The 26,666-nt window shown below is 72.6% G+C and carries 24 protein-coding genes and 1 riboswitch; of the genes, 13 read left to right on the top strand and 11 right to left on the bottom strand.

Translation table 11 applies throughout. From position 1 onward, the window contains the following. The first annotated feature begins 128 nt into the window (after positions 1–128). Positions 129–1,130 carry a D-alanyl-D-alanine carboxypeptidase family protein gene (locus tag ACZ592_RS24715; RefSeq protein WP_471583791.1) on the top strand — a complete coding sequence of 334 codons (1,002 nt, stop codon included), beginning with the start codon at positions 129–131 and terminating at the stop codon, positions 1,128–1,130. A gap of 109 nt (positions 1,131–1,239) precedes the next feature. Here ACZ592_RS24715 and ACZ592_RS24710 read toward each other — a convergent pair whose 3' ends face one another. The 6 genes from ACZ592_RS24710 to ACZ592_RS24685 all read right to left on the bottom strand — a co-directional run bounded on the left by ACZ592_RS24710 (position 1,240) and on the right by ACZ592_RS24685 (position 8,762). Then, positions 1,240–2,382, bottom strand: coding sequence for a sugar ABC transporter permease (locus ACZ592_RS24710; RefSeq protein WP_471583790.1), 1,143 nt, complete (start codon positions 2,380–2,382; stop codon positions 1,240–1,242). Further along, on the bottom strand, positions 2,379–3,530 hold the full coding sequence (locus ACZ592_RS24705) for an MFS transporter (RefSeq protein ID WP_471583985.1): 1,152 nt from the start codon (positions 3,528–3,530) through the stop codon (positions 2,379–2,381). The genes ACZ592_RS24710 and ACZ592_RS24705 overlap by 4 nt, the downstream gene beginning before the upstream one ends. A gap of 283 nt (positions 3,531–3,813) precedes the next feature. After that, on the bottom strand, positions 3,814–6,027 hold the full coding sequence (locus tag ACZ592_RS24700) for a PI-PLC domain-containing protein (protein ID WP_471583789.1): 2,214 nt from the start codon (positions 6,025–6,027) through the stop codon (positions 3,814–3,816). A 14-nt stretch (positions 6,028–6,041) separates the two neighbouring features. Further along, positions 6,042–7,010, bottom strand: coding sequence for a hypothetical protein (locus ACZ592_RS24695; protein ID WP_471583788.1), 969 nt, complete (start codon positions 7,008–7,010; stop codon positions 6,042–6,044). Further along, positions 7,007–8,083 (bottom strand): hypothetical protein, encoded by a 1,077-nt coding sequence (locus ACZ592_RS24690; protein ID WP_471583787.1) that lies wholly within the window; start codon positions 8,081–8,083, stop codon positions 7,007–7,009. Before ACZ592_RS24690 ends, ACZ592_RS24695 begins: the two co-directional genes overlap by 4 nt. 154 nt (positions 8,084–8,237) lie before the next feature. Next, positions 8,238–8,762: a GNAT family N-acetyltransferase gene (locus tag ACZ592_RS24685; RefSeq protein ID WP_471583786.1), complete on the bottom strand. Its 525-nt coding sequence runs from the start codon at positions 8,760–8,762 to the stop codon at positions 8,238–8,240. Positions 8,763–8,882: 120 nt separating this feature from the next. On the opposite strand from ACZ592_RS24685, the gene ACZ592_RS24680 reads away from it, so the two are divergent. Together ACZ592_RS24680 and ACZ592_RS24675 are read left to right on the top strand one after the other, a co-directional pair. After that, positions 8,883–9,752: an LLM class flavin-dependent oxidoreductase gene (locus ACZ592_RS24680; protein ID WP_471583785.1), complete on the top strand. Its 870-nt coding sequence runs from the start codon at positions 8,883–8,885 to the stop codon at positions 9,750–9,752. Between the two features lie 39 nt (positions 9,753–9,791). Beyond that, positions 9,792–10,766, top strand: coding sequence for a LysR family transcriptional regulator (locus ACZ592_RS24675; protein ID WP_471583784.1), 975 nt, complete (start codon positions 9,792–9,794; stop codon positions 10,764–10,766). 25 nt (positions 10,767–10,791) lie between these two features. Here the strand turns inward: ACZ592_RS24675 and ACZ592_RS24670 are convergent, their stop codons facing one another. Continuing rightward, positions 10,792–11,448, bottom strand: coding sequence for a TetR/AcrR family transcriptional regulator (locus ACZ592_RS24670; RefSeq protein WP_471583783.1), 657 nt, complete (start codon positions 11,446–11,448; stop codon positions 10,792–10,794). A gap of 54 nt (positions 11,449–11,502) precedes the next feature. Beyond that, entirely contained in the window at positions 11,503–12,453 is a 951-nt protein-coding gene (locus tag ACZ592_RS24665) for an alpha/beta fold hydrolase (protein ID WP_471583782.1), read from the bottom strand. Positions 12,454–12,750: 297 nt separating this feature from the next. On the opposite strand from ACZ592_RS24665, the gene ACZ592_RS24660 reads away from it, so the two are divergent. The 3 genes from ACZ592_RS24660 to ACZ592_RS24650 all read left to right on the top strand — a co-directional run bounded on the left by ACZ592_RS24660 (position 12,751) and on the right by ACZ592_RS24650 (position 15,465). Continuing rightward, positions 12,751–13,389, top strand: a complete 639-nt coding sequence (locus ACZ592_RS24660) for an HAD family hydrolase (protein ID WP_471583781.1) — start codon at positions 12,751–12,753, stop codon at positions 13,387–13,389. A 106-nt stretch (positions 13,390–13,495) separates the two neighbouring features. Continuing rightward, positions 13,496–14,716: an acyl-CoA dehydrogenase family protein gene (locus tag ACZ592_RS24655; protein WP_471583780.1), complete on the top strand. Its 1,221-nt coding sequence runs from the start codon at positions 13,496–13,498 to the stop codon at positions 14,714–14,716. After that, on the top strand, positions 14,713–15,465 hold the full coding sequence (locus ACZ592_RS24650) for an SDR family oxidoreductase (protein WP_471583779.1): 753 nt from the start codon (positions 14,713–14,715) through the stop codon (positions 15,463–15,465). The genes ACZ592_RS24655 and ACZ592_RS24650 overlap by 4 nt, the downstream gene beginning before the upstream one ends. A 101-nt stretch (positions 15,466–15,566) precedes the next feature. Here the strand turns inward: ACZ592_RS24650 and ACZ592_RS24645 are convergent, their stop codons facing one another. Together ACZ592_RS24645 and ACZ592_RS24640 are read right to left on the bottom strand one after the other, a co-directional pair. Further along, positions 15,567–16,820, bottom strand: a complete 1,254-nt coding sequence (locus ACZ592_RS24645; protein WP_471583778.1) for an MFS transporter — start codon at positions 16,818–16,820, stop codon at positions 15,567–15,569. Positions 16,821–16,993: 173 nt separating this feature from the next. Continuing rightward, a complete protein-coding gene (locus ACZ592_RS24640) occupies positions 16,994–17,716 on the bottom strand; it encodes a transporter substrate-binding domain-containing protein (RefSeq protein ID WP_471583777.1) in 723 nt (240 codons plus the stop codon). A gap of 210 nt (positions 17,717–17,926) precedes the next feature. Between ACZ592_RS24640 and pstS the strand changes: the two genes are divergently transcribed. Continuing rightward, a complete protein-coding gene (pstS, locus tag ACZ592_RS24635) occupies positions 17,927–19,081 on the top strand; it encodes a phosphate ABC transporter substrate-binding protein PstS (RefSeq protein ID WP_471583776.1) in 1,155 nt (384 codons plus the stop codon). 333 nt (positions 19,082–19,414) lie between these two features. Here pstS and ACZ592_RS24630 read toward each other — a convergent pair whose 3' ends face one another. Further along, positions 19,415–19,846 (bottom strand): VOC family protein, encoded by a 432-nt coding sequence (locus ACZ592_RS24630; protein WP_471583775.1) that lies wholly within the window; start codon positions 19,844–19,846, stop codon positions 19,415–19,417. A gap of 136 nt (positions 19,847–19,982) precedes the next feature. On the opposite strand from ACZ592_RS24630, the gene ACZ592_RS24625 reads away from it, so the two are divergent. From ACZ592_RS24625 to mmsB, 6 genes are all read left to right on the top strand, one after another. Next, the gene (locus tag ACZ592_RS24625) at positions 19,983–20,654 is read left to right on the top strand and encodes a GntR family transcriptional regulator (RefSeq protein ID WP_471583774.1); all 672 of its coding nucleotides are present in this window, start codon (positions 19,983–19,985) and stop codon (positions 20,652–20,654) included. A gap of 160 nt (positions 20,655–20,814) precedes the next feature. Further along, on the top strand, positions 20,815–21,150 hold the full coding sequence (locus ACZ592_RS24620; protein WP_471583773.1) for an SCO0607 family lipoprotein: 336 nt from the start codon (positions 20,815–20,817) through the stop codon (positions 21,148–21,150). A gap of 203 nt (positions 21,151–21,353) precedes the next feature. After that, positions 21,354–21,533: riboswitch (cobalamin riboswitch) on the top strand. Positions 21,534–21,745: 212 nt separating this feature from the next. After that, positions 21,746–23,245 carry a CoA-acylating methylmalonate-semialdehyde dehydrogenase gene (locus ACZ592_RS24615; protein ID WP_471583772.1) on the top strand — a complete coding sequence of 500 codons (1,500 nt, stop codon included), beginning with the start codon at positions 21,746–21,748 and terminating at the stop codon, positions 23,243–23,245. A 14-nt stretch (positions 23,246–23,259) separates the two neighbouring features. Beyond that, positions 23,260–24,405, top strand: coding sequence for an acyl-CoA dehydrogenase family protein (locus ACZ592_RS24610; RefSeq protein WP_471583984.1), 1,146 nt, complete (start codon positions 23,260–23,262; stop codon positions 24,403–24,405). Further along, on the top strand, positions 24,402–25,478 hold the full coding sequence (locus ACZ592_RS24605; protein ID WP_471583771.1) for an enoyl-CoA hydratase/isomerase family protein: 1,077 nt from the start codon (positions 24,402–24,404) through the stop codon (positions 25,476–25,478). The genes ACZ592_RS24610 and ACZ592_RS24605 overlap by 4 nt, the downstream gene beginning before the upstream one ends. A gap of 50 nt (positions 25,479–25,528) precedes the next feature. Next, entirely contained in the window at positions 25,529–26,518 is a 990-nt protein-coding gene (gene mmsB, locus ACZ592_RS24600; protein ID WP_471583983.1) for a 3-hydroxyisobutyrate dehydrogenase, read from the top strand. The last annotated feature ends 148 nt before the right edge of the window (positions 26,519–26,666 follow it).

Here is a 26,666-nt window from a genome sequence, read left to right as displayed (position 1 = left end):
AGTCAACCCTGTTACCCAGCTATGACAAAGCGATCTTGAAGCGGTCGTCAGTGCGCAAGTAGGTTCAAGGTGCAACGATTTCACACCGCACGTCCGGCGTTCCCCTGCGCCGGAGAGAAGGGATGCCTATGGGTTCCCACGCCCGCCCCAACCGGATACACCGCACCGGGGCCAGGCTCGCGACGGTCGCACTGGTCGGCGCCGTCCTGCCGATCACCGCAGGCGGCATCGCCCAGGCGGCCACCACTCAAGCCCCCCACTCCGCCGAGGAGAACGGCCCGCAGCACGGCGAGGCCACCACTCCCGTCAGACCCGACCAGGGCACGCCGGACGCGAAGGACCAGGCCGCCCCCGTCGTCAAGGCCGACCACGCCTTCCTGCTCGACACCCGCGACGGCAGTCAGGAGCGGGAGATGTGGGCCGGGGCCAAGGCGGACGAGAGTGTGTCGATGGCCAGCACCACCAAGATCATGACCGCCTTGGTGGTGCTGAGGCACCCGGAGTCCCTCGACCGGCAGATCACGGTGAAGCAGGAGTACCGGGACTACGTCGCGAAGGTCGGTGCCAGCACGGCCGACCTCCAGACCGGCGACAAGCTGACCGTCAGGCAACTGCTGCACGCCGCGCTGATCCCGTCCGGGGCGGACGCCGCGCGCGCCCTCGCCGACACCTTCGGCGTCGGGGACACCGAGGAGGCGCGGGTCGCCGACTTCGTACGGCAGATGAACGCCGAGGCGCAGCAACTGGGCCTGACCAAGACCCACTTCGACTCCGTGGACGGCATCGCCAACGGCGACAACCGCAGCAGCGCCCGCGACATGGCCAAGCTCGGCCAGCGCGCGATGCTGCAGCCGGTGTTCGCGGACGTCGTGAAGCAGCGGCAGTACAAGACCGAGGCCCCCGCTGCCAACGGTCGCACCCGGTACTACAGCTGGGAGAACACCAACCAGCTGCTGGGCACGTACGACGGCGCCCTGGGTATCAAGACCGGCAGCGGTCCCGAGGCCGGGTACGCCCTCGTGTTCGCCGCCGAGCGGGACAACCGCACGCTGGTCGGCGCCGTCCTCGCGACCGACAAGACCCGCTTCGACGACGCCGCCAAGATCCTCGACTGGGGCTTCGCGCACTGATCGGGCAGCGTTGCCTCCGCTGAGCGCGTACCGCGCACGGCAGCACCACGGCCCCCGCTCGTCCTGCGTCTCGACGCGGACGAGCGGGGGTTCCGCGTCCCCGCCCGCCCTACACGTCTCCCGCGTCGACCACGCCCGTCAGCACCGCCAGCGCGCACGCCAGGAAGAAGTCGCCCCAGATCAGCTCGTGCCGAACGGCGGTTCCGGAGGCCAGGTCGTAGCAGCCGTCCAGGAGCCGTCCGTCCCGCGTGAGGTGGTCGCCGACGAGACGGGCCAGGAGCGTGGCCGCGTGGTTCCGCCGCCCGAGCTTGAGGAGCGCGAGCGCCGACAGGGCGGCGGCGGAGGTGTCCAGGGGACCGGCCGGGTGGGCCTCGTCCGCCGCCGGTACGTGCGTCGGTGCTCCCAACACGGCTGCCGCGGAGCGGAGGTCGCCCGCGCCGGGCGGGCGGCCGTTCCCGTCGTCGCGCACGGTGAGGCGCCGTTCGGCGTCGGCGACGGCCAGCAGCAGCCAGGCCCGGCCCCGGCTCCAGCCAGGGGACGGATCGTCGAGAGCGGTCCAGCCCGCCCGCGGGTCGCGACGAAACGACCAGCCGCAGGGCGGCTCGGCCAGGCAGAGTTCGAGATGGCGGCGCAGGTGGGCAGAGGCCACCCGCGGGGCCACGGTCGCGAGCAGCGGCACCAGGCCCGGCACGCCGTCCACCCGCGCGAGCAGGCGCTCCCCGCCGAAGGCGGACCCCCAGGGGACCAGGCCGAGCCCGGGATCGTACGCGTCCAGACAGGCCCGGGCCGCGCGCTCGCGCAGGGCCGTCGACGCGGGGTCGTCCGCGAGCACGGTGCCGTACCAGAAGATCAAGCCACGGGCAGCCGTGTCCGCGTCCGCCATCGGCGCGAGACGGCCGGTGCAGGCGACCGCGGCGGCCCGGTCCGCCGCGTCCCCCGAGACGCGGGCGCGCAGCCACAGCGCCCCGGCCCAGAACCCGCCCGTCCACGATCCGCGTCGCGATGTCGTCCACCACCCGGTCTCCGGGTCCGCGAAGAGCGGGAAGCGGTCGCCGACTTGGGCGAGGGTGGCGGCGACCCGGTCCAGGAGAGCGGCGAGGGCGGCCTCGGCCCCGGCGGGGGAGAGCTCGGTGCCGGCGGGGGAGAGGCGGTTCCCCGGCCCAGTGGTGTCCGGGGGCTCGTGAGTCGTGCGGTACGGGGCCGTGTGCGTGTCCGCACGGAACGTCCTCCCCCTGTCGCGGCCCTCGCTCATCGTGCCGCCGTCCCCACCGCACGCCGCTCCCGCGCCGCCCACAGCAGTGCCACGGCACCCGCCCCCGCGAACTCGCCCGCCACCACCAGCCATCCGGTCCCGTACCTCCCGGCCGAGGCCAGCAGCCCGAACAGCGGTGGCCCGACGGCGAATCCGGCGAAGAACCCCGCCGCGACCAGCGCCGAGTCCTGGCCGGCCCGGCCGGGCGCGGCCCGCTGCATCACCAGCACCATGGACACCGCGTTGGCGGCCACCGCGAAGACACCGACGGAGACCGCCGCGAACCACGCCAACGGATGCGCGTACGCCGAGGCGGCGAGCAGCAGCGCCGCCGCCACGGCACCGACGGCGAGGACGGCGGGCAGCCACCGGGCCCGGTCGGGCCGGCCCGCGACCTTCGACCAGCCCACCCGGCCCGCGATCCCCGCGAGACCCAGGACCGCCACGAGCGCCCCGGCCGCCGTCGGCCCCAAGCCGAGCCGCTCGGCCCCGTACAGCGACAAGTACGTGTTCACGGACGCGATCCCGCAGCCGAGCAGCAGGGAGAACACCGACAGCCAGGCGATCGTGCCCCGCGGCAGCCAGGCGGTCGGCGGCGCGGACTTCGGGGCCGGATCGGCGGGCAGCGAACGGGCCGCCCACACCGCGGCCGCCACCGCCGCGAGCGCCGCCGTCCACACGGCGGCGCGCCAGCCAGCGACCCCGGCGAGCGCGCTGAGCGGCAGGCCGGCCGCGAACGCGCCGAGCTGTACGCCCGACTGCTTCATGCCCGTGACTGGGCCCCGCCGCGGCGCGGGAACGGCCGCCAGGATCGCCTTGTTGGTGGCCGGGTTGGCGAGGGCCTGCGGCAGTCCGCCGAGCGCGACCGCGGCCAGCAGGAACCCGGCACCGGGCGCCGAACCGATCAGCGCGAGGGCCCCGGCCGCCACCGCGAGCAGAGCCACCAGGCAGCGGCGTGGCCCCACCCGGTCCACGACACGGCCGCCGAGCGGCGAGAGCACGGCCGCCGCGCCGAAACCGACCGTGGTCGTCAGGCCCAGCAGGGCCGGCGAGACATCCAGGTCGCGCACGAGGCGCGGGCCGAGCGCCCCGAGCAGGAAGAGCTGCATCATCGAGAAGGCCATGGCACTGGTCAGCAGCGCGGTCATCGCACCCTCGGCACGACGCCCACCGCCCACGGGGGCCGTCTCCCGCACATCCCTCGGCTCGGCCGTCACAGACACTCCTTCGCTCCCCGGCTCGTCAGGTCCTCGTCAGAAGTCGGCCCGGACGCGCCCTGAGTTCCGGCGCCCTCGTGTGACCTGAGGCACGGTGCCCCGCAGGCCCGTTCAGGATTCCGCGAGCATCCGGAGGCCGTTTACCGGCGCCTGGGGTTCCGCTCCTGCGGCCGCTTCACCGAACACGCCGTGTCCGCCGCCGTGAAGGGACCGCTCAACGCCGCTTGTTGAGCGCGTCGACCGCCCCCAGCGCATCGCCGATGGTGGCGAAGTCGACCGCGACGAGGTTCACCGGCCGGCCGCGGTCCCGCTCGCAGCGCCGTGCCCGCTCCAGGATGAAGTCGCGCTTGTTGACGACGGCGGCGTCGAGCCTGCTGCCGCCCATGTCGGTGATGAAGTGGTTCAGGAGGAACAGCCGCTTGCCGGTGCCGCCGCGGTGCGGGACGCAGCTCATCTCCTCGGGAGAGGTGAACGCGAACGGGGTTTCCATGCCGTACCGGTAGAAGTTCCGGTACCAGGGAGCGGGCCCGTCGGCTTCTTCGGCGAAGACCACGAGACGGCGACCGGAGTCCACCATGTCGCCCAGGGTGGGCCACGGGCGGTCGGGGTCGGCGTGCGGCGTGAACACCAGCCGCTCCAGGCCCGCCTGCCGGAACGCCTGCCGGGTCTGTGCACCGTCGATGGAGTCCTGAATGACCAGCGTGACGACGTCACCGGGGTGTTCGTCCAGCCAGGTGCCGAGCTTGCGCAACGTCTCCACCAGGGGAATCGCGCCCGCCCTGCACACCGCGTGGCACAGCCACAGGCCGGGGCGCGGCGGGTTGGCCCGCTCGACGAGCCGCGTGATCTGCTGCTTCATGTCCGGCGGGAAGTCCGCCTCCTTGAGCCGCTCGGCGACCTCGGCGGGGGTCTCCCAGGTCTGGCTGTCGATGAGCAGGCCGCGGGCCCCGGCATCCAGCTGGGCGACGATGTCCGGATCTTGGAGCGGGCCGATGAACCTGTCCGCCGTTGTCGACATCGCGTTGTGCGTGGCCAGATAGGCGACCTGGTCGTACCGCTTGTCGCACAGCGACTCCGATCCGAGGCACAGCTCGCGGGCCTCCTTGCCCGCCGCCATCGGGGCCAGCACCGCCCCCGCCGTCGCGAGCACCACCAGGGCTCCGACGGCCGTGCCGAGGACCACGACCCGCCGCCGTGCGGACAGCCGCGGGGCGCGCCGCGCCGCCGCCTTCTCGTACGCCCAGGACGCCCCGGCCAGGACCAGACCGGCGAGCAGCGGCAGCGCCGAGGTGATCAGCCCCACCTGGAGCAGCGCGTCGGCCGCACCGTGCTGGACGTCGTCCAGGAGCCGGGCGACCGAGGGCGGCCAGCTCGACGGGGGACGCGCCATCAGGTCGCCCGCCTTCCAGCGGGCCACGGCGAGGACCACGGCCGAGAGCGCGCCGCCGACCGCCAGCGCCGTACCGGTCCGGCGCAGCCGGAGCGCCCAGGAAGCGGCCCCCGTGAAGGCGAGCACCGCGGCCGAGCCGAGGGCGAGCGCGCAGGCGACGCCCTGGACCGCGCCCAGCGTCAGCTGGGTGAAGAAGCGGGCCTCCTTGGCCGCGCCCAGGTCGACACCCGCCTTCTCCAGGTCCGGCACCACGTTCCAGTGCCCGTCGTCCGTGAGGGCCGTCAGGTCGGAGGCGGCCCCGCCGCCTCTGCCGCCGAGCGCGTACGGGCCGACGGCGGCCAGGGCCGAGGCCGCGTCACCGGTGCCGAGGGCCGCCTCCACCTGCGGGCGCAGGGCGGCCCGTCGGTCCTTCGGCACGGGCTCCATCAGCCATTCGGTGGCCTGCCGCGCGGCAGCGGGGTCCAGGCGCAGCTCGGGCAGGTTCTCGGGGCGGCGGCCCCGGGAGATGTCGTCGAGCGCCGCCGTCAGCTCCCGCGTGAAGGCGGGGAAGTCCGCGGACCGGCGTCCCTGGGCGGACGCGACCAGATCCCCGAGGTAGATCTCGGCGAAGCTGCCGATGTTGGTCAGCACGGGCCGCAGGTCGACGGTGAGGGCCAGCCGCGGCTCCTCCCCGCGCAGGTAGGCCACGGCGTGCCCGATCTGCTCGTCGACCAGGGTGCGCAGGGTCGCGGGCGGCAGCACGTTCTTCAGATTGGCCGTCACCTGTGCCTGGGGCACGGGCAGGCGTCCGAGGAGATCGCGCGTGACCCGCGCGGTCGCGGGATCCACGAGAACCTGGTCGTACAGTCGTTCGTACGCGTTCTGTTCGTCCAGGACGGCCTGGTAGAAGACACGGTTGACGACGGTCGCGCGGGCGCAGCCGGCCAGGACCAGCACGAGGGTCGACAGCGCCAGGACGCACCACGCGACGGGCCGCAGCCAGGAGCGTCGCCGTCCCGCCGCCGGAACATCCGGGTCCTTCGCCTCGCTGCCGCTCACGCAACGATCATCCGCTACCCGCGGCACTCCCGCGCCCGGTGGCCGGCCCCGCTGAGCAGGTCGACGCGCTGGCCCGCCCCTTCTGTGAGGACGTAGAGGGTGCCGTCCTCGGGGGTCCAGTCGCGGGGCACGAGGAAGACGCGATCGCCGGAGACGTGGAACAGGCGCAGCCCCGCGTACTCGTACGCGTACTGGCTCCCCTTGTCGGTGACGCGGCGGAAGCAGCTGCCGCCGCCCCGGATCATCAGGTCCTTCTCACTGAAGACGACGACCGCGGGGAAGTCGCCGCGCACCGTCCGCTCGGTCAGCTCCGCCCGCCCCCGGCCCGCGATCGCCGCGTAGGCCGACACGGCCCAGAACAGGGAGAGCACGCAGACGAAGAGGGTGAGGCCCCACAGTCGCAGGTCACGGCGGTCGCGGGTACGGGCGTACGCGTTGAGCGCGAGGCCGCCGATCGCGGTCAGCGGCAGCAGCAGGTCGAACAGCCAGGGGCTGAGCGGGTAGAGGGGGACGAGGGCGAGGGGGACCGCCCAGCCGTACCGCAGCACGCGGACGGCGCGGGCGAGCCGTTCCGGTTCACCGGCCGTCCAGCGCAGCAGCCCGAGCGTGCCGAGCGCCACGCCTGCCGCGAGCCATGCGGGCAGGTAGAGCGCGCCGACGCTGCGCAACAGATAGTCGCTGGTGGAGAAGTGGAAGACGGTGTCGCGCAGGCCCAGCGCCTTGGTCTCGGCATCGGTGCTCGCCCAGCCGAAGTAGAAGAGGACAGCCGTCAGAAGGGTGGCGAGGGATCCGATGGCCCCGACGATCTCCAGCCAGCCGACCCCGCTCTCGGAAGGGGCCGGGGCGGGCCGGGGGTCCGGGGGCGGCTCCGGGTCCGGGGGCGGCTCCGGCTGAGGGTTCGGGTCCGGGTCACCGGCTGGTTCCGGGTCGGCGCCCGGCCCAGCGGACGGCGGCGGCTCCGGGGCCGGCGGCGGCTCGCTCATCGGGCGAGCGCGCCGGGGGAGACGGGCGAAGGCGAACCGGGCCCGGGCGAGACGGGCGAGGGCGGGAGAGGGGGCGCGGGTGAGCGCGGTGATTCGATGCCGCTCCAGTCGAGGGCGAACGCCGCCTTCCGGACGACCCTCGCGCCGCTCTTCGTCACGAGCGTCACGTCGATCGCGGTCGGGCGGTTGCCGCCGAAGCCGTCGGGCCCCGGCAGGTCCACGGTGATCGAGCCGTCCTTGCAGCACCTGCTCTTGTCGTCCGCGTCGCCGAAGGGCTTCAGGACGATCGGGGCCGTCAGCTCCGCTGCCCGCAGTTCCACGGTGTCCGGCGCGTCCGGCCAGGTGCCGTGGAGGTACAGGGCCGCGCCGGGCGCGACGCTGCTGTCGTCGGCGGAGATGGAGTTGGCGCAGGCCTCCGTGCCCGCGGGGGCGGACCGCAGCACGACGGTCTCGCCGGGGTGGCTGCGGTAGTAGGCGACGAAGCCCTGCAGAACCGTGTAGGCGTCCCCGTCCTTGCACAACTGGTCGGTGGCGCCGGGCCGGTAGCCGGCCGAGCGCAGCCCCGCCTCGGCCTTTGTCGCTATGTCGAGACCCGCGCGCTCGCCGTGTGCGGCCTTGCAGACCCCGGCGAGCCCCTCGATGACCTTCCAGGACTGGGGAGTCGCCGCGTTGGCGGACCGCAGCCGGGGGTCGATCGCGGCGGCGTAGGCCTGTTGGCACTCGCCCTGCTGGAGCAGGTCGTACGCGCTGTCCGGTTCCAGGGCCTCGTCGGTGTTGGGCGACTTGGGCCCCCACGGCAGCCAGCCGGGCGGCTTGCCGTTCCCGCCGCCCCCACCACCCGGGTCCCCGTCCTTGTCCCCGTCGCCGCCGCCGGTCTCCCAGTCGCCGTCCGTCGATCCGCCGGAGGTTCCGAACGACGCCCCTCCCGTGGTGGTGCCCCCGCCCGCGCCGCCGCTCCCACCCGTGGTGCCCCCGGTGGCGTCTCCGCCGCCGGGCGAGGCGACCTGGCGTATCCCGAAGAACAACCCCACCACCAGCACGAAGCCGGCTATCGCGAAAGCCCAGACGGGCACGCGAAGAACACCCGGACCGGAGCGAACAGCCATGACGGCACCCCCGTATCGCCTCACTCCCATCATCCTGCGGAGCGGCGGGGTCCGGTATCCCTTTCACCATCCGGAGTAGCTGATACGGCTGACTGTCAAGTGTGCGGCGGCTCAAGGGAGTTCAGGGGCGCCGGTACAGTGCCGGATCCGGGTGGTCGACGAAGCCCAGGTCCCGGTAGAGGGGTTCGCCCTCGGGGGAGGCGTACAGGTCGACGCGGGATGCCTCGCGCTCCTCGAACCAGTCGAGCAGCGCCCGCATGACCGCGCGGCTGATGCCGCGGCGCCGGTACGCGGGGTCGGTGACCACGCCGATCACGTGGCCGACTCGGCCGTTGCGGTTGTGCGGGCCGGGGAACCACTGGTCGACGGTGCCGATACCGCAGGCGGCGAGGCCCTGTTCGCCGTCCACGACGAGGATGCGGGCGGTGTCCGACGTGAGCCGGTCCTTGAGCACGGCGGCGAGCTCGCGCCGCCAGTCGCCGTCCTCCGGTTCCGGTGAGGGGTTGAAGTACGCGCCGCCGAGCGTCTCGAAGAGCAGCGCCCGCAGGCGTACGAGCTCCGGAAGATCGTCCTCGACGGCCCGGCGCACTTCGGTGCGGTTCAGAGTGGGTTGTCCGGTGGGCTGGTTCATGTGGATCAGCGTCATGTAATGACCTTGTGCACCACAACCCTTACCGATGAGTGTGCCGAGTGGGCGGGCGCGCCGATTGGAGGGGTGCGCGGAATATCCGTTGATCGCGGCCGAAGAGGGCGGTAGGAAGGCGGGATGACGACTCTCGGCGTGGTGTTCCGGCCCCAACTTCCTCCCGAGCGGCTGCGGGACGTGGTGCGTACGGCGGACGAGGCGGGACTCGCGGAGCTGTGGCTCTGGGAGGACTGCTTCCTGGAGAGCGGCATCGCGAGCGCGGCCGCCGCCCTCGCGTGGTCCGAGCGGCTGCGCGTCGGGGTCGGGCTGCTCCCCGTACCCCTGCGCAACGTCGCCCTCGCCACGATGGAGGCCGCCACGCTGCACCGGCTGTTCCCCGACCGCGCGATGCTCGGCATCGGGCACGGCGTGCAGGACTGGATGGGGCAGGTGGGAGCGCGGGTCGAATCGCCGCTCACCCTGTTGCGCGAACACCTCGACGCGATGCGGGCCCTGCTCGCCGGGGAGCGCGTCACGACCCGAGGCCGGTACGTACGGCTCGACGGCGTCGCGCTCGACTGGCCGCCCGCGTCGGCACCGGCGGTCTACGCGGGCGCACGGGGCCCGCGCTCGGTGCGGCTCACCGGAGAGGCCGCGGACGGCACGATCCTGGACGCGAGCACGTCACCGGAGGGCGTACGCAAGGCCCGCCAGCTCATCGACGAGGGGCGAAAGTCGGCCGGGCGCGGCGGGGGCCACCCCGTGGTGGCCTACCTCCTCGCCGCGACCGGCCCGGACGCCGAGGACCGGCTGCGGGCGGAGCTCGGGAGCGAAGGTCTGCACGATCCCGGCCTCGGGGTCGCGGGAGACGCCGACGCGGTGGCGCAGGGCGTCCTCCGACTCGCCGAGGCGGGCGCCGACACGGTCGTGCTGCAGCCCACCGCCGACGAACCGGACCCGGAGGGCTTCATCCGCTTCGTCGCGGACGCCGTGAGCCCGCTGGTGCCCTGACAGGAGCCCTGCCCATCGGAATCCATTAGGCTCACGCTCATGGGAGATAACCACGCTGATGGGAAGGTGGCGGCATCCCCGGCCGACGATCGCGCCGTTCCGGCGCACGGCGGCGCAGGATCGCTGGACCTGAACCAGCTGCGCACCTTCCTCGCCGTGTACCGCTCCGGTTCCTTCACCGCGGCCGCGCGGGTCCTCGGCCTGTCTCAGCCCACGGTCACCGCGCAGATCCGTTCCCTGGAGCGACAGCTGGACCGGGAGCTGTTCGAACGGCTGCCGCGCGGCGCGGCCCCCGCGCCCTTCGCCGACGAGCTGGCGTCCCGCATCGTCGAACCCCTGGACGCCCTCGCCGAGGTCGCGCGTCACGGCGGTGCGGGCTCCGCCGAGCCGGTTCACCTGGCGGGCCCGGCCGAACTCCTCTCCCACTGTGTGCTGCCCCGGCTCGCGCCTCTGGTGGAGAAGGGCGTGGTGCTGCGGATCGCGACCGGCCTGACGGAGGAGCTCCTGGAGGAGATGCGCGCGGGGCGCCACGACCTGCTGATCGCCACGGTCCGGCCGCGCGGCCGCGCACCGGCCTCCGTACCGCTGGCCGACGAGGAGTTCGTCCTGGTCACGACGGCGGCCTGGGCCGAGCGGATCGGCGGGCCCGCCCGGATCGCCGCCGACGGGCCCGCCGCTCTGCACGGCGTCCCCCTGGTGGCGTACGGCGAGGACCTGCCCGTCGTCCGCCGCTACTGGCGCCACGTCTTCGGCAAGCGCCTGGTGTGCACGCCGGCCGTCACCATGCCCGACCTGCGCGCGGTCAGGGCCGCCGTGGTGGGCGGCGCCGGCTTCACCGTGCTGCCCCGTTACCTGTGCGCGGACGAGCTCGCATCGGGAGCCCTGGTGCTCCTGAACGACCCGGACGACCCGCCCATCAACACCGGCTACCTCGTGCAGCGGCCGGGCTCGGCGGACAACCCGCACGTAGCCCTGGTCAGGGACCACCTGTTGGAGTCCGCGCGCGGCTGGTAGCCGGGGGGCCGCCGACAGGGGGCGCTCAGGCCCGCGCCGAGGGGTCCGTCAGCTGCAGGCCGTTCTCCCAGATGGTGTTGAGCGTCGTGACGAGCCGCTCGTAGGGGATGCGCTGCCCGAGGACGAAGACCATGTAGGCCATGCGGCTCACCATCACCGACAGGGCGTGCGCGGTCACCAGCGGGTCCAGGCTCGTGTCGGCCTGGCCGTTCTCCTGCAGAGTCCGGATCAGCTTGGCGTTGCGCCGGGCGAAGGCGTTGCCTCGCTCGATGCGCAGCGCCATGAACTGCTCGTCGACCTGGGCGACTTGCTCGAACAGCGCCATGAGGCGGGCGTTCTTCTTGTACGCGCGCAGGTACTCGCGGTTCGAGGCGTCGATGAGCTCGCGGGGATCGGTGATGCCGGTCCGCTCGCGTAGGTGCGGGTGGAGCATCTCCTCCTGCACCTGCTCGACGAGCGCCTGGAAGATCTCTTCCTTGCTGTTGAAGTACGTGTAGAACGACCCGGACGCGACGTGTGCCGCCTTGGAGATGTCCGTGATGCGGGCGTCCAGATAGCCGTCGCGTTCGAAGACCTCGCGGGCGGCGGCGATCAGGGTGTTCCGCGTCCTGACACCACGGGCGCTGCGGGGCGTGATCGGTTGCTTCTGGCCGCCGTCTGCGGCCGGGGCCTGGGCAGCCACGTCGATCCATTCACTGTCGGTCGAACCTGTACGTGTCGGAGGCAGCGGATGCTATCAGCCGATCTCCGAGAGGAACCGGAGGAGAGCGGCGTTGACGTCGTCGGGCCGCTGCTGCTGGACCCAGTGTCCCGCGCCGTCGAGGACGAGGCGGCCGCGCGGGTCGCCCAGCATCACGTCCAGGCCCTTCGCGGGCATGAACTGCGCGACGGGGTCCTTGGAACCGGTGACGAACAGCGAGGGCTGCGTGACGCGGCGGTCGGCCAGCGGCTCGGTGAGCTCCCAGTTCCGGTCGAGGTTGCGGTAGTAGTTGAGGCCGCCCGTGAACCCGGTCCGCTCGAACGTGTCGACGTAGTAGGCGAGTTCCTCCTCGTCGAGCCACGGCGGCGACGACCGCCGCGCCTCGGCGTCCTCGACCTCCTCGGCCCAGCGTGCCGAGTAGATCTCCTTGGCGGTGAGGGTCTTGCGCACGTCCCGGTGCAGGGCCGCGTCCGCGACGCCGGGCTCCTGGAACCACACCATGTAGAAGTCGTCGCCGAGCCGCTTGCGCAGGATCGGCAGCGGCGGCGCGGGGGCCCGCGGCGACACCGGTACGCTCATCCCGGCCACCGCGCGCACCCGCTCCGGATGGGCCAGGGCCATCTGCCACACCACCATGGCACCCCAGTCGTGCCCCACGAACACGGCGTCGTCGGCGCCCACGTCGTCGAGGATCGCGGCCAGGTCGCCGCAGAGCGTCAGGATGTCGTACGCGTCGACGTCGGCCGGGCGCGAGCTCCCGCCGTAGCCCCGCATGTCGGGCACGAGGACGCGGTACCCCGCATCAGCCAGCGCGAAGAGCTGGTGCCGCCAGGAGAACGCCAGCTCGGGAAAGCCGTGGCAGAGCACCACGGGGGGCCTGCCGGGCCGTCCTTCGCCGTGGTCGAAGACCCGCAGCGTGATGTCGCCCGAGGCGACCTGGCGCGTCGCGACACGCTCCCAGTCGGCGATCGAGATGTGCTCCGTCATGCGCGGATCTCCTGGTGTCCATGGAATGAGGTGCGAGAACTCGTGCGGGGGGCGGCTCTGTTCGACGTATTGAACCTGACGTTGGGTTCAAGTGTACGCGGGGTTCGAGCGTACGGGGAGGGTGGTCCCGTTCCCGCGACGGATCCGGCGAAAGGCGTTCAGGGATGCCTTGAGGCCTCCGCAAGCAGCGGATGGACTGACGCGCACGGTCCCGCCGGGTACTCTCCCTTGAACCTGAACCCGGATTCAATTACGTTGACATGGACCGGGAGCCGGGACGAATGAAGGCGCGGTGCGATGAGTGACGTACGGACACGCGGTGCGGTCCTGTTCGACTTCGGCGGGGTACTGACCACCAGCGTTGTCACCGCCTTCGAGGAACTGGGCACGGAACTGGCCGGCGCCCCCCGGCTGTTGCTCCGGCTGCTCGCCAAGGACGAGGAGAGCAGCGCGCTGCTCGTGGCGCACGAGGAAGGGCGCATCGAGGAGCGGGAGTTCGAGAACGGCTTCGCGGTACGCCTGCGGGCGCACGGGGCGAGCGTCGAAGGGCCGGGCCTCGTGCGCCGCATGCAGGCCCGGTTGCGCCCCGACCCCGCGATGATCGCCCTGGTGGCGAAGGTCCGGGCCGACGGACACCGGGCCGGACTGCTCTCCAACTCCCTCGGTGACGACTGCTACGCAGGCTTCGACCTGCCCGCGATGTTCGACGCCGTGACGGTGTCCCGCGAGATCGGGGTGCGCAAGCCGTCCCGGCGGGCCTACGCCACCGCGTGCGAACGTCTCGGCGTACACCCCGAGGACACCGTCATGGTCGACGACCTGCCGCAGAACATCACGGCCGCCGAACGGCTCGGCATCGCCGGGGTCGTCCACCGCGACGCGGCCACCACGGCGGCGGAGCTGGCGCGCCTGCTCGCGCCGGCCGCCAAGCAGTGACCTTCGCGGCCCGCACGCGCAGACGCGTTCCGCACCTGTGGTCATCGGCGCGCGCAGGGCGGGCCGGGGGCCAGAATCAGACCGGACCCAGACCGTTGGAGGACCCGTGTTCGACGTGACCGACAGGGCCAAGGCGTACCAGGAGAAGCTGCTCGCCTTCATGGACGAGCACATCTACCCCGCCGAGGCGGTGTACGAGACGCAGATGGCGGAGTCGGGCGACCCGCACTTCCACCCGCCGGTCATCGAGGAGTTGAAGGCCGAGGCGAAGCGGCAGGGGCTGTGGAACCTCTTCCACCCGCACCCCGAGTGGGGCCCGGGCCTGACCAACCTGGAGTACGCGACGCTGGCCGAGATCATGGGCCGCAGCGCGCACCTCGCCCCCGAGGCCACCAACTGCAACGCGCCGGACACCGGCAACATGGAGGTCCTCACGCTGTTCGGCACGGAGGAGCACAAGGAGCAGTGGCTGAAGCCGCTGCTCGCCGGTGAGATCGCCTCCGCGTTCGCCATGACCGAACCGGCGGTCGCCAGCTCCGACGCCCGCAACATCGAGATGCGCATGGTCCGTGACGGCGACGACTACGTCCTCAACGGCCGCAAGTGGTGGACCTCCAACGCCCTGCACCGCAACTGCCGGGTGCTCATCGTCATGGGCAAGACCGACCCGGACGGGCCCAGTCACCGCCAGCAGAGCATGATGGTGGTCCCCCTCGACACCCAGGGCGTCACGGTCCTGCGCGGTCTGCCCGTCTTCGGATACCAGGACCGCGAGGGCCACGCCGAGGTGCTCTTCGAGGACGTGCGCGTTCCCGCCGCCGCCCTGCTCGCGGGCGAGGGCGACGGCTTCATGATCAGCCAGGCGCGGCTCGGGCCCGGCCGCATCCACCACTGCATGCGGGCGGTCGGCATGGCGGAACGCGCCCTGGACCTGATGATCGACCGCGCCCGGTCGCGCACGACGTTCGGGGCCCCGCTGGCCGACCGGGCCAACATCCAGGACTGGATCGCCGAGTCCCGCATCGAGATCGACATGGCGCGCCTGCTGACCCTCAAGGCCGCGCACCTCATGGACACCGTCGGCAACAAGGAGGCCCGCACGGAGATCGCCGCCATCAAGGTCGCCGCGCCCGAGGTCGCCCTGAAGGTCGTGGACCGGGCGATCCAGGTGCACGGCGGCGCCGGGGTCAGCGACGACTTCCCGCTCGCCGGCATGTACGCCCACCTGCGCACGCTGCGCCTGGCCGACGGCCCCGACGAGGTGCACAAGCGCACCATCGCGCTGCGGGAACTGCGCCGCCGCGACAGCGAGCGGACCGCGCGATGAGCGGCCCGCTGGAGGGCAAGGTCGCCGTCGTCACGGGCGCGTCGCGGGGCATCGGCCTCGCGGCCGCCGCCGCGCTGCGCGACCGCGGGGCGCAGGTCGTGGTCACCTCCCGCAGCGAGGAGCGTGCCAAGGAGGCGGCCCGCCAACTGGGCGTGGGGGTCGAGGGGTTCGGCGCCCACGCCACCGACGAGGCCGCCGCCCGTGCCTGCGTCGACCACGCCGTCGCCACGTACGGCAGCCTCGACATCCTCGTCAACAACGCCGGTACGAATCCCGCGTACGGCCCCGTCATCGACCAGGACCACGGGCGCTTCGCCAAGACGATGGACGTCAACCTCTGGGCGCCGATCCTGTGGACGTCGCTCGCGGTGAAGGCGTGGATGGGCGAGCACGGCGGATCCGTCGTCAACACCGCCTCCATCGGCGGGTACACGGTCGCCCAGGACGTCGGCGTCTACCACGTCTCGAAGGCCGCCCTCATCCACCTCACCAAGCAACTCGCCCTGGAGCTGGCGCCGAAGGTCCGGGTCAACGCCATCGCTCCCGGTGTCGTCCGCACGAAACTGGCCGAGGCGCTCTGGCAGGAGAACGAGGCGCGGGTCGCCGCGGCCACCCCCCTCGGTCGTATCGGGGAACCCGAGGACCTGGGGGAGGCCGTGGCGTTCCTCGCCGGGGACGGCGCCCGCTGGATCACCGGCGAGACGCTCGTCGTGGACGGAGGCCAGCTTCTCGGCCCGGGGCCGCTGTGAGCGACGGCCCGCCGGGCACGCCTCGCCGTTGACGGGGGACGTACCGGCCCGGCCGGACCACGAGGCCGCGGCCGGCCCGCAGCAAGCGAGGAACAGCCACGTCAGAGCGGCAGGGTCCGCCCGAGCCGCGCCAGCGGGGACAGCGCCATGCACAACGGCGACAGCGCGAGACCGACCGCGGTCAGCAGGAGCCCGGTGCGCAGCCCCGCCGCGTCGGCCAGGAACCCGCCGAGCAATGAGCCGAGCGGGGTCATCCCCATGCCGGCGAAGTGGACCGTGGCGACCACCCGACCCTGGACCCCGACGGGCGTGACGGCCTGACGCACGGCCATGACCGTGACGTTGACCAGCTGGCTGAAGACACCGAAGACGAAGTTGACGCCCATGAGCAGACCGACCGTCAGGCCGGAGGGGCCGCGCAGCGCGGGCACGCAGAGCATCACTGCGTCGGCCAGCGCCGCGGCGGCCACCAGCACCCGGCCGTACCCGAACCGCCCCGGGAGCCGGGCGGCCAGCAGCGACCCCACGACCGCCCCCGGCCCGGTCGCCGCGAGCGCGAGACCGATGGCGGCGCCCGACAGGTGCAGCTCGCGGGGCAGGAAGAGCAGGTACACGGTCATCAGGGCCGCGAAGGAGAACTGGAACGCGGCCGAGGCGAGCCCCACGGCCCGCAGCGCGGGATGTCCGGCGACCAGCCACAGCCCTTCGCGTATCCGCCCCCACACGCTCACCGGCCCGGCCGGGGTCGCGGGCAGCCGCTCCGCCCGGCGGATGCGGCCGATGGACAGCGCCGACACCGCGAAGAAGGCCGAGCTCGACAGGGCGGCGACCGGTGCCGACAGGGCCGACACCAGCGCACCGCCGAGCGCGGGACCGCCGATCTGCGCGGCGGACCTGCTGCCCTCCAGCGCGCTGTTGCCCCGCGCCAACTCCTCGCGCGCCACCAGGCGTACGAGGCACGTCTGACAGGCCACGTCGAAGTACACGCCGAGCACGCCGACGGCGAAGGCGACGACGAACAGCACCGGCAGGCCGAGGACGCCGAGGAGATGCGCGAGGGCGACGGACCCCAGGGCCAGCACGCGGCCCAGATCGGACTGGACCATCACGTCACGGGCGCGTCTGCGGTCCACCCACGCGCCGGCGAACAGGGAGAACAGCAGGATCGGGGTCTGCTCGACCGCGCGCAGCGCGCCGAGCCCGCCGGTGGAGGCGTCGAGGGAGAGGACGGCGATGAGCGGCAGGACGATCTGGGCGGCCTGCGCCCCGAACTGGGAGGCGGTCTGGCCCACCCAGAGCAGACGGAAGCCGGGATCGCGAAGGACGGTGCCCGAGGCACGCGCAAGAGAGGGCACAACAACCCCGTGAGGGAGCCGCAGGAACTGCGGGAGCCGAGAGAGCGGAAAAGGGCTCGCTGTGCCGCGGCTACGGGCAGCACGCGATGACGGGTCGGACGACCTGATGCGTCAGCGCGTGCTCGGGTGACCGGGCATCTCAGCTCCTGGTGGGGGTGCGTACCGTCGGCAGACTACCCGGGTGGGGCGACGAGCGTGTCGCTCTGCCCCGAACCGCGCAGGGAGGCGGCGACGAACCCGGTCGCCTTGAGCTCCTCGACGAGGTCACGGAGGAAACCGACGGTCTCGGGCGTACGGGTCCGTGTCGTGCCCACGGCCTGCCGGATCTGCATGAAACGGTCCTCGATCAGGCGCAGTCCGGGATGGGCGGCCACGTACGCGGCAAGCGGCTGCCGGATGCCCGCCGCGACCTCAAGGCCCCCCGTGCGAAAGGCCTCGACTCCCTCGTCGCCGCGCACGACACTCGCGTGCCGCAGGGTGCGGGTGAGGAACAGGTCGTAGGCGGAGCCGCGCTTCACGCCGATCCGCACACCGGCGCGGTCGACGTCGGCGGCCGTGCGGAGGGGCGAGTCCCGGGGCACGGCGTACACGCCCTCGATCACGACGTACGGCGCGGTGAAGGCGACCTCGCCCTCGCGGGCCGGTTCGACGGCCAGGAAGCACAGGTCGGCCCGGCCCTCCGCCATCGCCTCGTACGACGAGCGTGCCGCGTCGAAGCACAGGAACTCCACGGGGACGCCGAGCCGCGCGGCGACCTCACGCGCGATGTCGACGGTGATGCCGGAGGGGGCCGCCGAAGTGCCCTGGGCGAGCACCGGGTTGCCCAGGTTGACGGAGGCACGCAGCACGCCGGTCGGCGCCAGGTCCTCGGTGACGGCAGCGGGCGCGATCTTCATGGGGCGGAGTGTAGGACACCCCGTTCGCGGCCCTCGCGCCGCTCGCTCCCCGTCCGGGCCCGCCTGCCGATCGGCCCCCGTACCGCGGCGCGTCGCCCGATGTTCGCCTGCCCGTCACCCGCCGCGGCCCTCGATCGGCGAGCATCTGAGGTCGGCCGGGAGTCGGAGTACCGGCCGAGACCGATGTCGCGGTATTCCGAGGGGACAACGTTGCAACGCCCACGTCCAGGACGTACGTACCAAGGCGCAAGAGGGTGCGCCGCGGTCTCCCTGACGGCCCTGCTGTCACTGTCCCTGGCGGGATGCGGATTCGCGGGCCTCGACGACGATGACGATGCCGGCGCCGGGCGGGGCCCCGCCGATGCCGCCGCCGTCTCGGGGATCGACTGCGCTGCCGCGGGCAAGGTCCCGGGGACCGGATCGAGTGCGCAGCAGAACGCGATGAAGTACTGGATCAAGAACTACCAACGCGCCTGCCCGGGCGTGCGGATCGCCTACAACCCCATCGGATCGGGGGCGGGCGGCGCGCAGTTCCTGCGGGGCGCGACCGCGTTCGGCGGCTCCGACAGCGCGCTGAAGCCCGACGAGGTCGAGCGCTCCAAGGACGTCTGCCGCGGCGGCCGTGCGATCGACCTGCCGATGGTCGGCGGCCCCATCGCGATCGGTTACGACGTGCCCGGCGTGGAGGACCTGGTCCTCGACGCCGCGACCCTCGCCAGGATCTTCGACCAGAAGATCACCAGCTGGGACGACGAGGAGATCCGGCGCCTCAACCCCGGCGCCGAGCTGCCGTCGATGCCCATACGCCCCGTGCACCGCTCGGACGACTCCGGCACCACGCACAACTTCCAGTCCTATCTCGCGGGTGCCGCTCCCGAGGCCTGGACCCACCCGGTCAGCAAGGCCTGGCAGGGCACGGGCGGCGCGTCGGCGAGCGGATCGAGCGGTGTCGCCTCGGAGGTGACGTCGGGCTTCGGCGCCATCGGCTACTTCGAGCTGTCGTTCGCGCGGGCCCGCGAGGTCAAGACCGTGAGCATCGACACGGGCGCGCCCGCCCCGGTCGAACCGACGCCCACGACGGCGTCGGCCGGCATCGCCCAGGCCCGTGTCGCGGGCGAGGGCGGCGACATGACGCTGAAGTTCCGCCACGGTGCCTCGGCCCCGGGCGCGTACCCCATCGTCCAGGTCACCTACGAGATCGTCTGCGACCAGGGCAACCGCCCCGAGACCCTGCCCGCGCTCAAGTCGTTCCTGGCCTACACGGCGAGCGGGACGGGACAGAAAGAGCTGTCCGCGCTGCACTACGCACCGCTGCCGGAGTCCCTCGCCGGCCGGGTGCGCGAGGTGGTCCGCACGCTCTCCTGACGTACAGGAAGGGGTGGCGGCAGGCGGGTGATCGCGCACCGAATCGCCCACGGCCAGTGGCAGTAGTGGCAGCCCCCGCTGCACCACCACGACCACCTCCCAGTCCCTGAGCCCGCACAAGACCCCGCCCCGCGCCGCGGTCCAGCTCGGCTCTACCCGGCGGGAAGATCACCGACTCCGTGACGGTCAGGAAGGGCGGCGACAAGACGCTGCGCAACGCGGTCACCACCACGACCTCCGGCGGCGACTGCGTCACCGGAACCGGACACGGCTGCGTCACGACCACCGACATCACCCCGCCCGTCCTGCCGCCCGTACGTCGGTCCGTCGGCCTCAGGCGGCGAAGACCTGGGAGTCGTCGGCGAAGGCCTTGAACTCCAGGGCGTTGCCCGCCGGGTCGAGGAGGAACATCGTCCACTGCTCACCCTTCTGCCCCTCGAAGCGGGTGTAGGGCTCGATGACGAACTCGACGCCCGCCGAGCGCAGTCGCCCGGCGAGCTCCCGGAACGCGGGAACCGTCAGGATCAGCCCGAAGTGCGGCACCGGGACGGCGTGCCCGTCGACCGGGTTGTGGATCTGCCGGCCGCGTTCCGGCGCGAGGTGGGTGACGAACTGGTGCCCGTGCAGGTTCCAGTCCACCCAGGTCTCCGCGCTGCGGCCCTGTTCGAGGCCGAGGACCTCGCCGTAGAAGAGACGCGCGGCGGCCAGGTCGTCGACCGGTACGGCCAGGTGGAACCGCGGGATGGGGGAGTCGAGAACGCTCATGTCCGGCGCTGCCCTTCCGTCGGGGGCGGTCTGGGTGCTGTCGCCCTGACCCGGTGTCTGAATGTTGACATTAGGAGTTGGGTCGCACGTTAACATTGGTGGCCCTGGTGAGAGCAAGAGACGAGTGAGCCAAGACATGGATGAGCAGGGGCGGGTGGCGCCCGCGCGGCGCCGCGGCCTGGCCGACGAGGTCGCGGACCGGATCCGCGAGGCCATCTTCAACGGGGCCTACGCTCCCGGCGCGCAGCTGCGCGAGGTGGAGCTGTCCTTCGCGATGGACGTGAGCCGCGGTCCGGTGCGCGAAGCCCTGCGGTTGCTGGAACGCGAGGGGTTGGTCCACTGTGCGTGGCACCGGGGCACGACGGTGACGACGCTGTCCCCCGAGGACGTGGCCGAACTCGACAGCCTGCGCGCCGTGTTGGAGGACCTCGCCGTGCGCGAGGTGATCGCGCGCGCTTCGGAGGAGGAGCTCTCCTCCCTGGGCAAGACGGCGGAGGCGATGGACCGGGCCGTCGACGCGCACGACATGGTGCGCCGCGACATCGAGTTCCACGACGCCGTCTTCGCGGCCGGGGGTCACCGCCGCCTCGTCGAGGCGTGGGAGGGCATCCGCTGCCAGGTCCATCTGTTCCTGCTGACCCGGATCGGCCGCAGCGCCCAGGGCTACCTCGACCGCGTCCCGCACGAACACCGGGAACTCGTCGACGCGCTGCGCTCCCGGGACACCGGCACCGCCCTCGAACGCTTCGCCGCGCACCGCCGCCACGCCGTCGACGTGGTCCTGGACGGCGGGGCGCGCCACGAGTGAGGTGATCCCCGGGTGCGGGGCGGCGCCTGCGGAGCGGTCGCGCCTTTCGGCTGCCCGCGGAAACAGGTAGGGCGACTCCGCCGCCTGAGTACCCGTACTCATGATCAATCCTGGCGGCCCGCGCAAGCTGGTCTCACCAGTCGATGAGAGGGAGCCAGCTGTGCGTAGGACCATCCGAGTTCGTCCGACCTCGCGAGCGATCGGCAGCCGCCCGGCGCGGGCCGCCGTGGGCCTGGCCCTGGCCGGCGTGACGGCCGCGGTGCTGACGAGCTGTTCCGTGCAGGACGCGACCTGCGGCGGCGGTGAGTACCCGGTCCTGCGCGTCGGCGGCAGCGGGTCCGCGTGCCAGCCCGACGGGCAGGAGCCGCCGAAGGGGTACGCCCGCTACCCCGAGGGCAAGGTGCCCGAGCACGTCGGCGACAAGTGGGACACCTACTGGAACGACCACACGCTCGACAAGAACGGCAAGATCATCAAGTTGAAGGACGGCCAGTGACCGCGTGACCGGCAGGCGTGCGGCCGTCGGGTTGCCTGCGATCGGCCGACGCCACGCCTGTGCCCGGTGCGCGAGGAGCGCCTGCCGGCAGCGCTGTGCCCGTGACCTGTGCGATACGACTACTCGCCGGTGCGAGTCACCGCGGCGTTGCCGAGGGGGCGCCGGAAAGTCGGGGTGGACTTACTAGGACGTCCAACTATATGTTCGTGACCAGAGCCCGCGGTGCAGGGAAGCCGGTGTGAATCCGGCGCGGTCCCGCCACTGTGACCGGGGAGTGCGTTCTCGCGGAGCGATACGCCACTGACGGACAAGTCCCGTCGGGAAGGCGGGAGAACGCGCGCTGATCCGGGAGTCAGGATACCGGCCGCGGGGTGTTCCGTGTTGTCCACGAGGATGGAGCAGACACGCATGGCACCGGTCCGTACCCACGACCCAGGTGATCCGGCGAAGCGAGCGACGGCCCCTGCCTGCGCTCGACTCCACGGCGGCTCTTAGGCCTTCGCGTCCCACGGCGGACCCTTCCGCGCCCCTCACCCGGTGGCGTCGTCGGCCTGCCGTGCCATCCCCGGATCGCACCTGACGAGAGCAGGCTCTCATGGTCCGTGAACTGACACATTTCATCGGCGGCAAGCACGTGCGCGGCGCCTCCGGGCTCTTCGCCGACGTGTACGACCCCAACTCCGGCTCCGTACAGGCACATGTGCCGCTCGCGGGGCGGGCGGAGACGGAGGTGGCGATCGCCGATGCCGCGTCCGCCCAGCGGGCCTGGGGCGAGTGGAACCCGCAGCGGCGCGCCCGCGTCCTGCTGCGCTTCCTCCAACTCGTCGAGGGCGAGCGGGAGTCGCTGGCGCGGCAGCTGTCCAGCGAGCACGGCAAGACCGTCGCCGACGCGCACGGCGATCTGCAACGAGGTCTGGAGGTCGTGGAGTTCGCCGCGGGAATCCCGCACCTGCTGAAGGGCGAGTTCAGCGACAACGCCGGCACCGGCATCGACGTGCACTCCCTGCGGGTACCGCTCGGCGTCACCGCCGGGATCACTCCCTTCAACTTCCCCGCGATGATCCCGCTGTGGAAGGCGGCACCCGCACTGGCCTGCGGCAACTCCTTCGTCCTCAAGCCCTCCGAACGTGCCCCCTCGGTGCCGCTGAGGCTCGCCGAACTGTTCCTGGAGGCGGGCCTGCCGCCCGGCGTCCTGAACGTCGTCAACGGCGGCAAGGAGAGCGTCGACACCCTCCTGGAGGACTCGCGCGTCCAGGCGCTCGGCTTCGTCGGCTCCACACCGATCGCCGCGCACATCTACGCCACCGCCGCCGCGCACGGCAAGCGCGCCCAGTGCTTCGGCGGCGCCAAGAACCACATGATCGTCATGCCGGACGCCGACCTCGACCAGGCCGTGGACGCCCTGATCGGCGCCGGGTACGGCTCGGCGGGGGAGCGCTGCATGGCCATCTCCGTCGCCGTTCCCGTGGGCGAGGAGACCGCGGACGCGCTCGTCGCCCGCCTCAAGAAGCGCGTCGCCGGACTGCGCATCGGCCGTTCCGACGACCCCGAGGCGGACTTCGGCCCCCTGGTGACCCGGGATGCGCTCGACCGGGTGCGCCGGTACGTGGACATCGGCGTCAACGAAGGGGCCGAACTTGTCGTCGACGGGCGTGACTTCACCCTGCCCGGGCACGAGAACGGATTCTTCGCCGGAGCCACCCTCTTCGACCGCGTCTCGCCGCGCATGCGGATCTACCGCGAGGAGATCTTCGGCCCGGTGCTGTGCGTGGCCCGCGCGGCGGACTACGAGGCGGCCCTGCGCCTGCCCACCGAGCACCCCTACGGCAACGGCGTCGCGATCTTCACCAGGGACGGCGACACCGCACGTGACTTCACACGGCGCGTCGGCGCCGGCATGGTCGGCGTCAACGTGCCGATCCCCGTCCCGGTCGCCTACCACACGTTCGGCGGCTGGAAGCGCTCCGGATTCGGCGACCTGAACCAGCACGGCCCCGACGCCGTCCGCTTCTACACCCGCACCAAGACCGTCACCTCGCGCTGGCCCTCGGGGATCAGGGAAGGCGCGAGCTTCACCATCCCGACGATGGGATGACGGCGATGACATCGATGGGCACCACCCTCACCAAGGACCAGCTCGCCCTGGCAGAGGTCACGCTCGACTTCGCCGACGAGCACCTCGCACCGCACGCCGTCGCCTGGGACCGCGACAAGCACTTCCCCGTGGACGTGCTGCGCAAGGCCGCCGAACTGGGCCTCGGTGGCGTCTACGTACGCGAGGAACATGGCGGTTCGGGGCTCTGCCGGAGCGACGGCACACTCGTCTTCGAGGCGCTGGCCACCGGCTGCCCCTCCATCGCCGGATACCTCTCCATCCACAACATGGTCGCCTGGATGATCGACCGGTACGGCGACGAGGGGCAGCGCGCCCGCTGGCTGCCGGACCTGTGCACCGCCGCGTCGCTGGGCAGCTACTGCCTCACCGAACCCGGCGCCGGATCGGACGCCGCAGCCCTGCGGACGCGCGCCGAACGGGACGGTGACGCGTACGTCCTGACCGGCGTCAAGCAGTTCATCTCGGGGGCTGGGGCCGCACGCGTGTACATCGTGATGGCGCGCACCGGCGAGGAAGGCCCCGGCGGTATCTCCGCGTTCGTCGTCGAACGGGACGACCCCGGTCTCTCCTTCGGCGCCGACGAACGCAAGATGGGCTGGAACGCCCAGCCCACCCGCCAGGTCCTGCTCGACGGCGTGCGCGTCCCCGCCGACCGCAGGCTCGGTGCCGAGGGCGACGGCTTCCGCATCGCCATGAACGGCCTCAACGGCGGTCGCCTCGGCATCGCGGCCTGCTCGCTCGGCGGCGCACAGAGCGCCCTGCACCGCAGCGTGGCCCATCTCGCCGACCGGGAGGCGTTCGGCTCGTCCCTCCTGGACGCGCAGGCACTGCGGTTCCGGCTCGCCGACATGGCCACCGAGCTCTCCGCCGCCCGCGCACTGGTGCGCCAGGCCGCCGACGCCCTGGACCGGGGCGATCCACGCGCCCCGGAGCTGTGCGCCATGGCCAAGCGGTTCGCCACCGACACCGGCTACTCCGTGGCCGACCGGGCGCTCCAACTGCACGGCGGATACGGCTATTTGAGCGAGTACGGCATCGAGAAGATCGTCCGTGACCTGCGGGTCCACCAGATCCTGGAAGGAACCAACGAGATCATGCGCCTGATCGTGGCCCGCGGGCTGACCGAGGCCGTCCGGTGACGGCGGCCGACGACGCCGTGACGCTGCGGGTCGAGGGGCGCGCGGCCCATCTGGTCCTCAACCGCCCCAAGGCCCTCAACGCCCTCACCCATGCCATGGTGCGCCGCATCGACGGGGCGCTGACCGCCTGGGAACACGACCCCGCCGTCGAGACCGTCGTCCTCACCGGCGCCGGGGACCGCGGGCTGTGCGCGGGCGGCGACATCCGTTCCATTCACGAGGACGTCACGACGGGCGACGGCGGGGCGACGCGGCACTTCTGGCGCGACGAGTACCGTCTCGACGCCCGCATCGCCCGCTACCCCAAGCCCTACGTCGCCGTCATGGACGGATTCGTGATGGGCGGCGGCGTGGGCGTCTCGGTGCACGGCAGTGTGCGCGTGGTCACCGAACGCTCCCGGGTCGCCATGCCCGAGACCGGCATCGGCTTCGTGCCCGACGTCGGCGGCACCTATCTGCTGAGCCTCGCGCCCGGCGGGCTCGGCACCCATCTCGCCCTCACCGGAGCACACGTGACGGCGGGCGACGCCCTGAGGTGCGGCCTCGCCGACCACTTCGTACCCTCGTCCGCGCTGCCCGGCTTCGTCGCCGACCTCGCCGAGGCGCCGGTACGTGAGGTGCTACCGCGGTACGTCGAGGACGCGCCGCCCGGCCAACTCGCCGACGAGAGGGCGTGGATCGACCACTGCTACGCGGCCCCCACCGTCGAGGAAGTCATCGACCGCCTCCACGCGGACGGCTCGCGCGCGGCGAAGGAAGCGGCCGAGACGCTGCTCTCCCGGTCGCCCACCGCCCTCAAGGTGACGCTGCACGCGCTGCTCCGGGCACGCGAACTCGGTTCGCTGGAGGCGGTGTTGGACCAGGAGTACCGGGTCTCGTGTGCCGCGCTGACCTCGCACGACCTGGCCGAGGGCATCCGCGCCCAGGTCATCGACAAGGACCGCGCGCCCCGCTGGAACCCCGGCACGCTCGCCGAGGTGACAGGGGACGACGTCCGACGATTCTTCGCGCCCCTCGGCGACCGGGAACTCGCCCTGGCCGACGGCGTCGTGACACAGGAGGTGGCGTGGTGAGCAACACCGAAAGCGCGGAGCCGATCGAGCCGATCGAGCCGATCGAGCCGATCGAGCCGACGGAGCCGGCGGAGGCGAAGGGGGCGGCGCAAGGCAGGAGCATCGCCTTCATCGGACTCGGCAACATGGGCGGCCCCATGGCCGCGAACCTGGTCGCGGCGGGACATCGCGTCGTCGGCCACGACCTGTCCGCCGACGCCATGACCGCGGCCACGGCCGGGGGAGTGCTCCCCGCCACCTCGGCCGTCGAGGCCGCGCAGGGCGCCGACGTCGTGATCACCATGCTCCCCGCCGGACGTCACGTCCTCGCCCTCTACCGTGAGGAGGGACTCCTGGCGGCGGCCGCGCCCGGCACGCTGTTCGTCGACTGCTCCACCATCGACGTCGCCGACGCCCGCGCCGCCCACGAGGCCGTCACCGCCGCGGGCCACCACGGTCTCGACGCCCCCGTGTCCGGCGGTGTCGTGGGGGCCGACGCAGGCACGCTCACCTTCATGGCGGGCGGCGGCGCGGCGGAGTTCACCGAGGCCGAGACCCTGCTGAACGCGATGGGGAAGCGCGCCGTGCACTGCGGGGGCGCCGGCGCCGGGCAGGCGGCGAAGATCTGCAACAACATGATCCTCGGCGTCTCGATGGTCGCCGTCAGCGAGGCCTTCGTGCTCGGCGAGAGCCTGGGGCTGTCCTCGCAGGCCCTGTTCGACGTGGCGTCCACCGCGTCCGGGCAGTGCTGGGCCCTCACCTCCAACTGTCCGGTGCCAGGACCCGTCCCCGCGAGCCCGGCCAACCGCGACTACCGACCGGGTTTCGCCGCCGCCCTGATGGCCAAGGACCTCGGCCTGGCCGCCGACGCGGCCCGGGCTGCCGGGGTGCGCGCCGAACTCGGCCTGCGCGCAGCCGAGTTGTACGAGCGGTTCGCTGCGGACGGGGGTGCGGCGCGGGACTTCTCGGCGATCGTCCAGACCATCCGAGAGCGGTCCGGCCCGCATGGTGCCGACCGGTCCGACACGTCGGACCAGAGCGCGGTGCCGCAGGTCACATGAGGTGAGCGGAACTCGACGGGGCCGCGGGGGGGGGGGGGGGGGGGGGGGGGGGGGGGGGGGGGGGGGGGGGGGGGGGGGGGGGGGGGGGGGGGGGGGGGGGGGGGAGGGGGGGGAGATAAGCACTCCGATCGCCCCAGCAGGCGAGGAA

This window comes from Streptomyces sp. NPDC040622 (assembly GCF_055593965.1).
The sequence above is the reverse complement of the archived record's forward strand: the minus strand, read 5'-3'. Positions and strand labels throughout refer to the sequence as shown.

Coding starts and splice junctions, on each gene's coding strand:
- ACZ592_RS24715 (WP_471583791.1), top strand. CDS start 129: ATGGGTTCCCACGCCCGCCCCAACCGGATACACCGCACCGGGGCCAGG.
- ACZ592_RS24710 (WP_471583790.1), bottom strand. CDS start 2,382: ATGAGCGAGGGCCGCGACAGGGGGAGGACGTTCCGTGCGGACACGCAC.
- ACZ592_RS24705 (WP_471583985.1), bottom strand. CDS start 3,530: ATGACCGCGCTGCTGACCAGTGCCATGGCCTTCTCGATGATGCAGCTC.
- ACZ592_RS24695 (WP_471583788.1), bottom strand. CDS start 7,010: ATGAGCGAGCCGCCGCCGGCCCCGGAGCCGCCGCCGTCCGCTGGGCCG.
- ACZ592_RS24685 (WP_471583786.1), bottom strand. CDS start 8,762: ATGACGCTGATCCACATGAACCAGCCCACCGGACAACCCACTCTGAAC.
- ACZ592_RS24680 (WP_471583785.1), top strand. CDS start 8,883: ATGACGACTCTCGGCGTGGTGTTCCGGCCCCAACTTCCTCCCGAGCGG.
- ACZ592_RS24675 (WP_471583784.1), top strand. CDS start 9,792: ATGGGAGATAACCACGCTGATGGGAAGGTGGCGGCATCCCCGGCCGAC.
- ACZ592_RS24665 (WP_471583782.1), bottom strand. CDS start 12,453: ATGACGGAGCACATCTCGATCGCCGACTGGGAGCGTGTCGCGACGCGC.
- ACZ592_RS24660 (WP_471583781.1), top strand. CDS start 12,751: ATGAGTGACGTACGGACACGCGGTGCGGTCCTGTTCGACTTCGGCGGG.
- ACZ592_RS24650 (WP_471583779.1), top strand. CDS start 14,713: ATGAGCGGCCCGCTGGAGGGCAAGGTCGCCGTCGTCACGGGCGCGTCG.
- ACZ592_RS24640 (WP_471583777.1), bottom strand. CDS start 17,716: ATGAAGATCGCGCCCGCTGCCGTCACCGAGGACCTGGCGCCGACCGGC.
- ACZ592_RS24630 (WP_471583775.1), bottom strand. CDS start 19,846: ATGAGCGTTCTCGACTCCCCCATCCCGCGGTTCCACCTGGCCGTACCG.
- ACZ592_RS24625 (WP_471583774.1), top strand. CDS start 19,983: ATGGATGAGCAGGGGCGGGTGGCGCCCGCGCGGCGCCGCGGCCTGGCC.
- ACZ592_RS24615 (WP_471583772.1), top strand. CDS start 21,746: ATGGTCCGTGAACTGACACATTTCATCGGCGGCAAGCACGTGCGCGGC.
- ACZ592_RS24610 (WP_471583984.1), top strand. CDS start 23,260: ATGGGCACCACCCTCACCAAGGACCAGCTCGCCCTGGCAGAGGTCACG.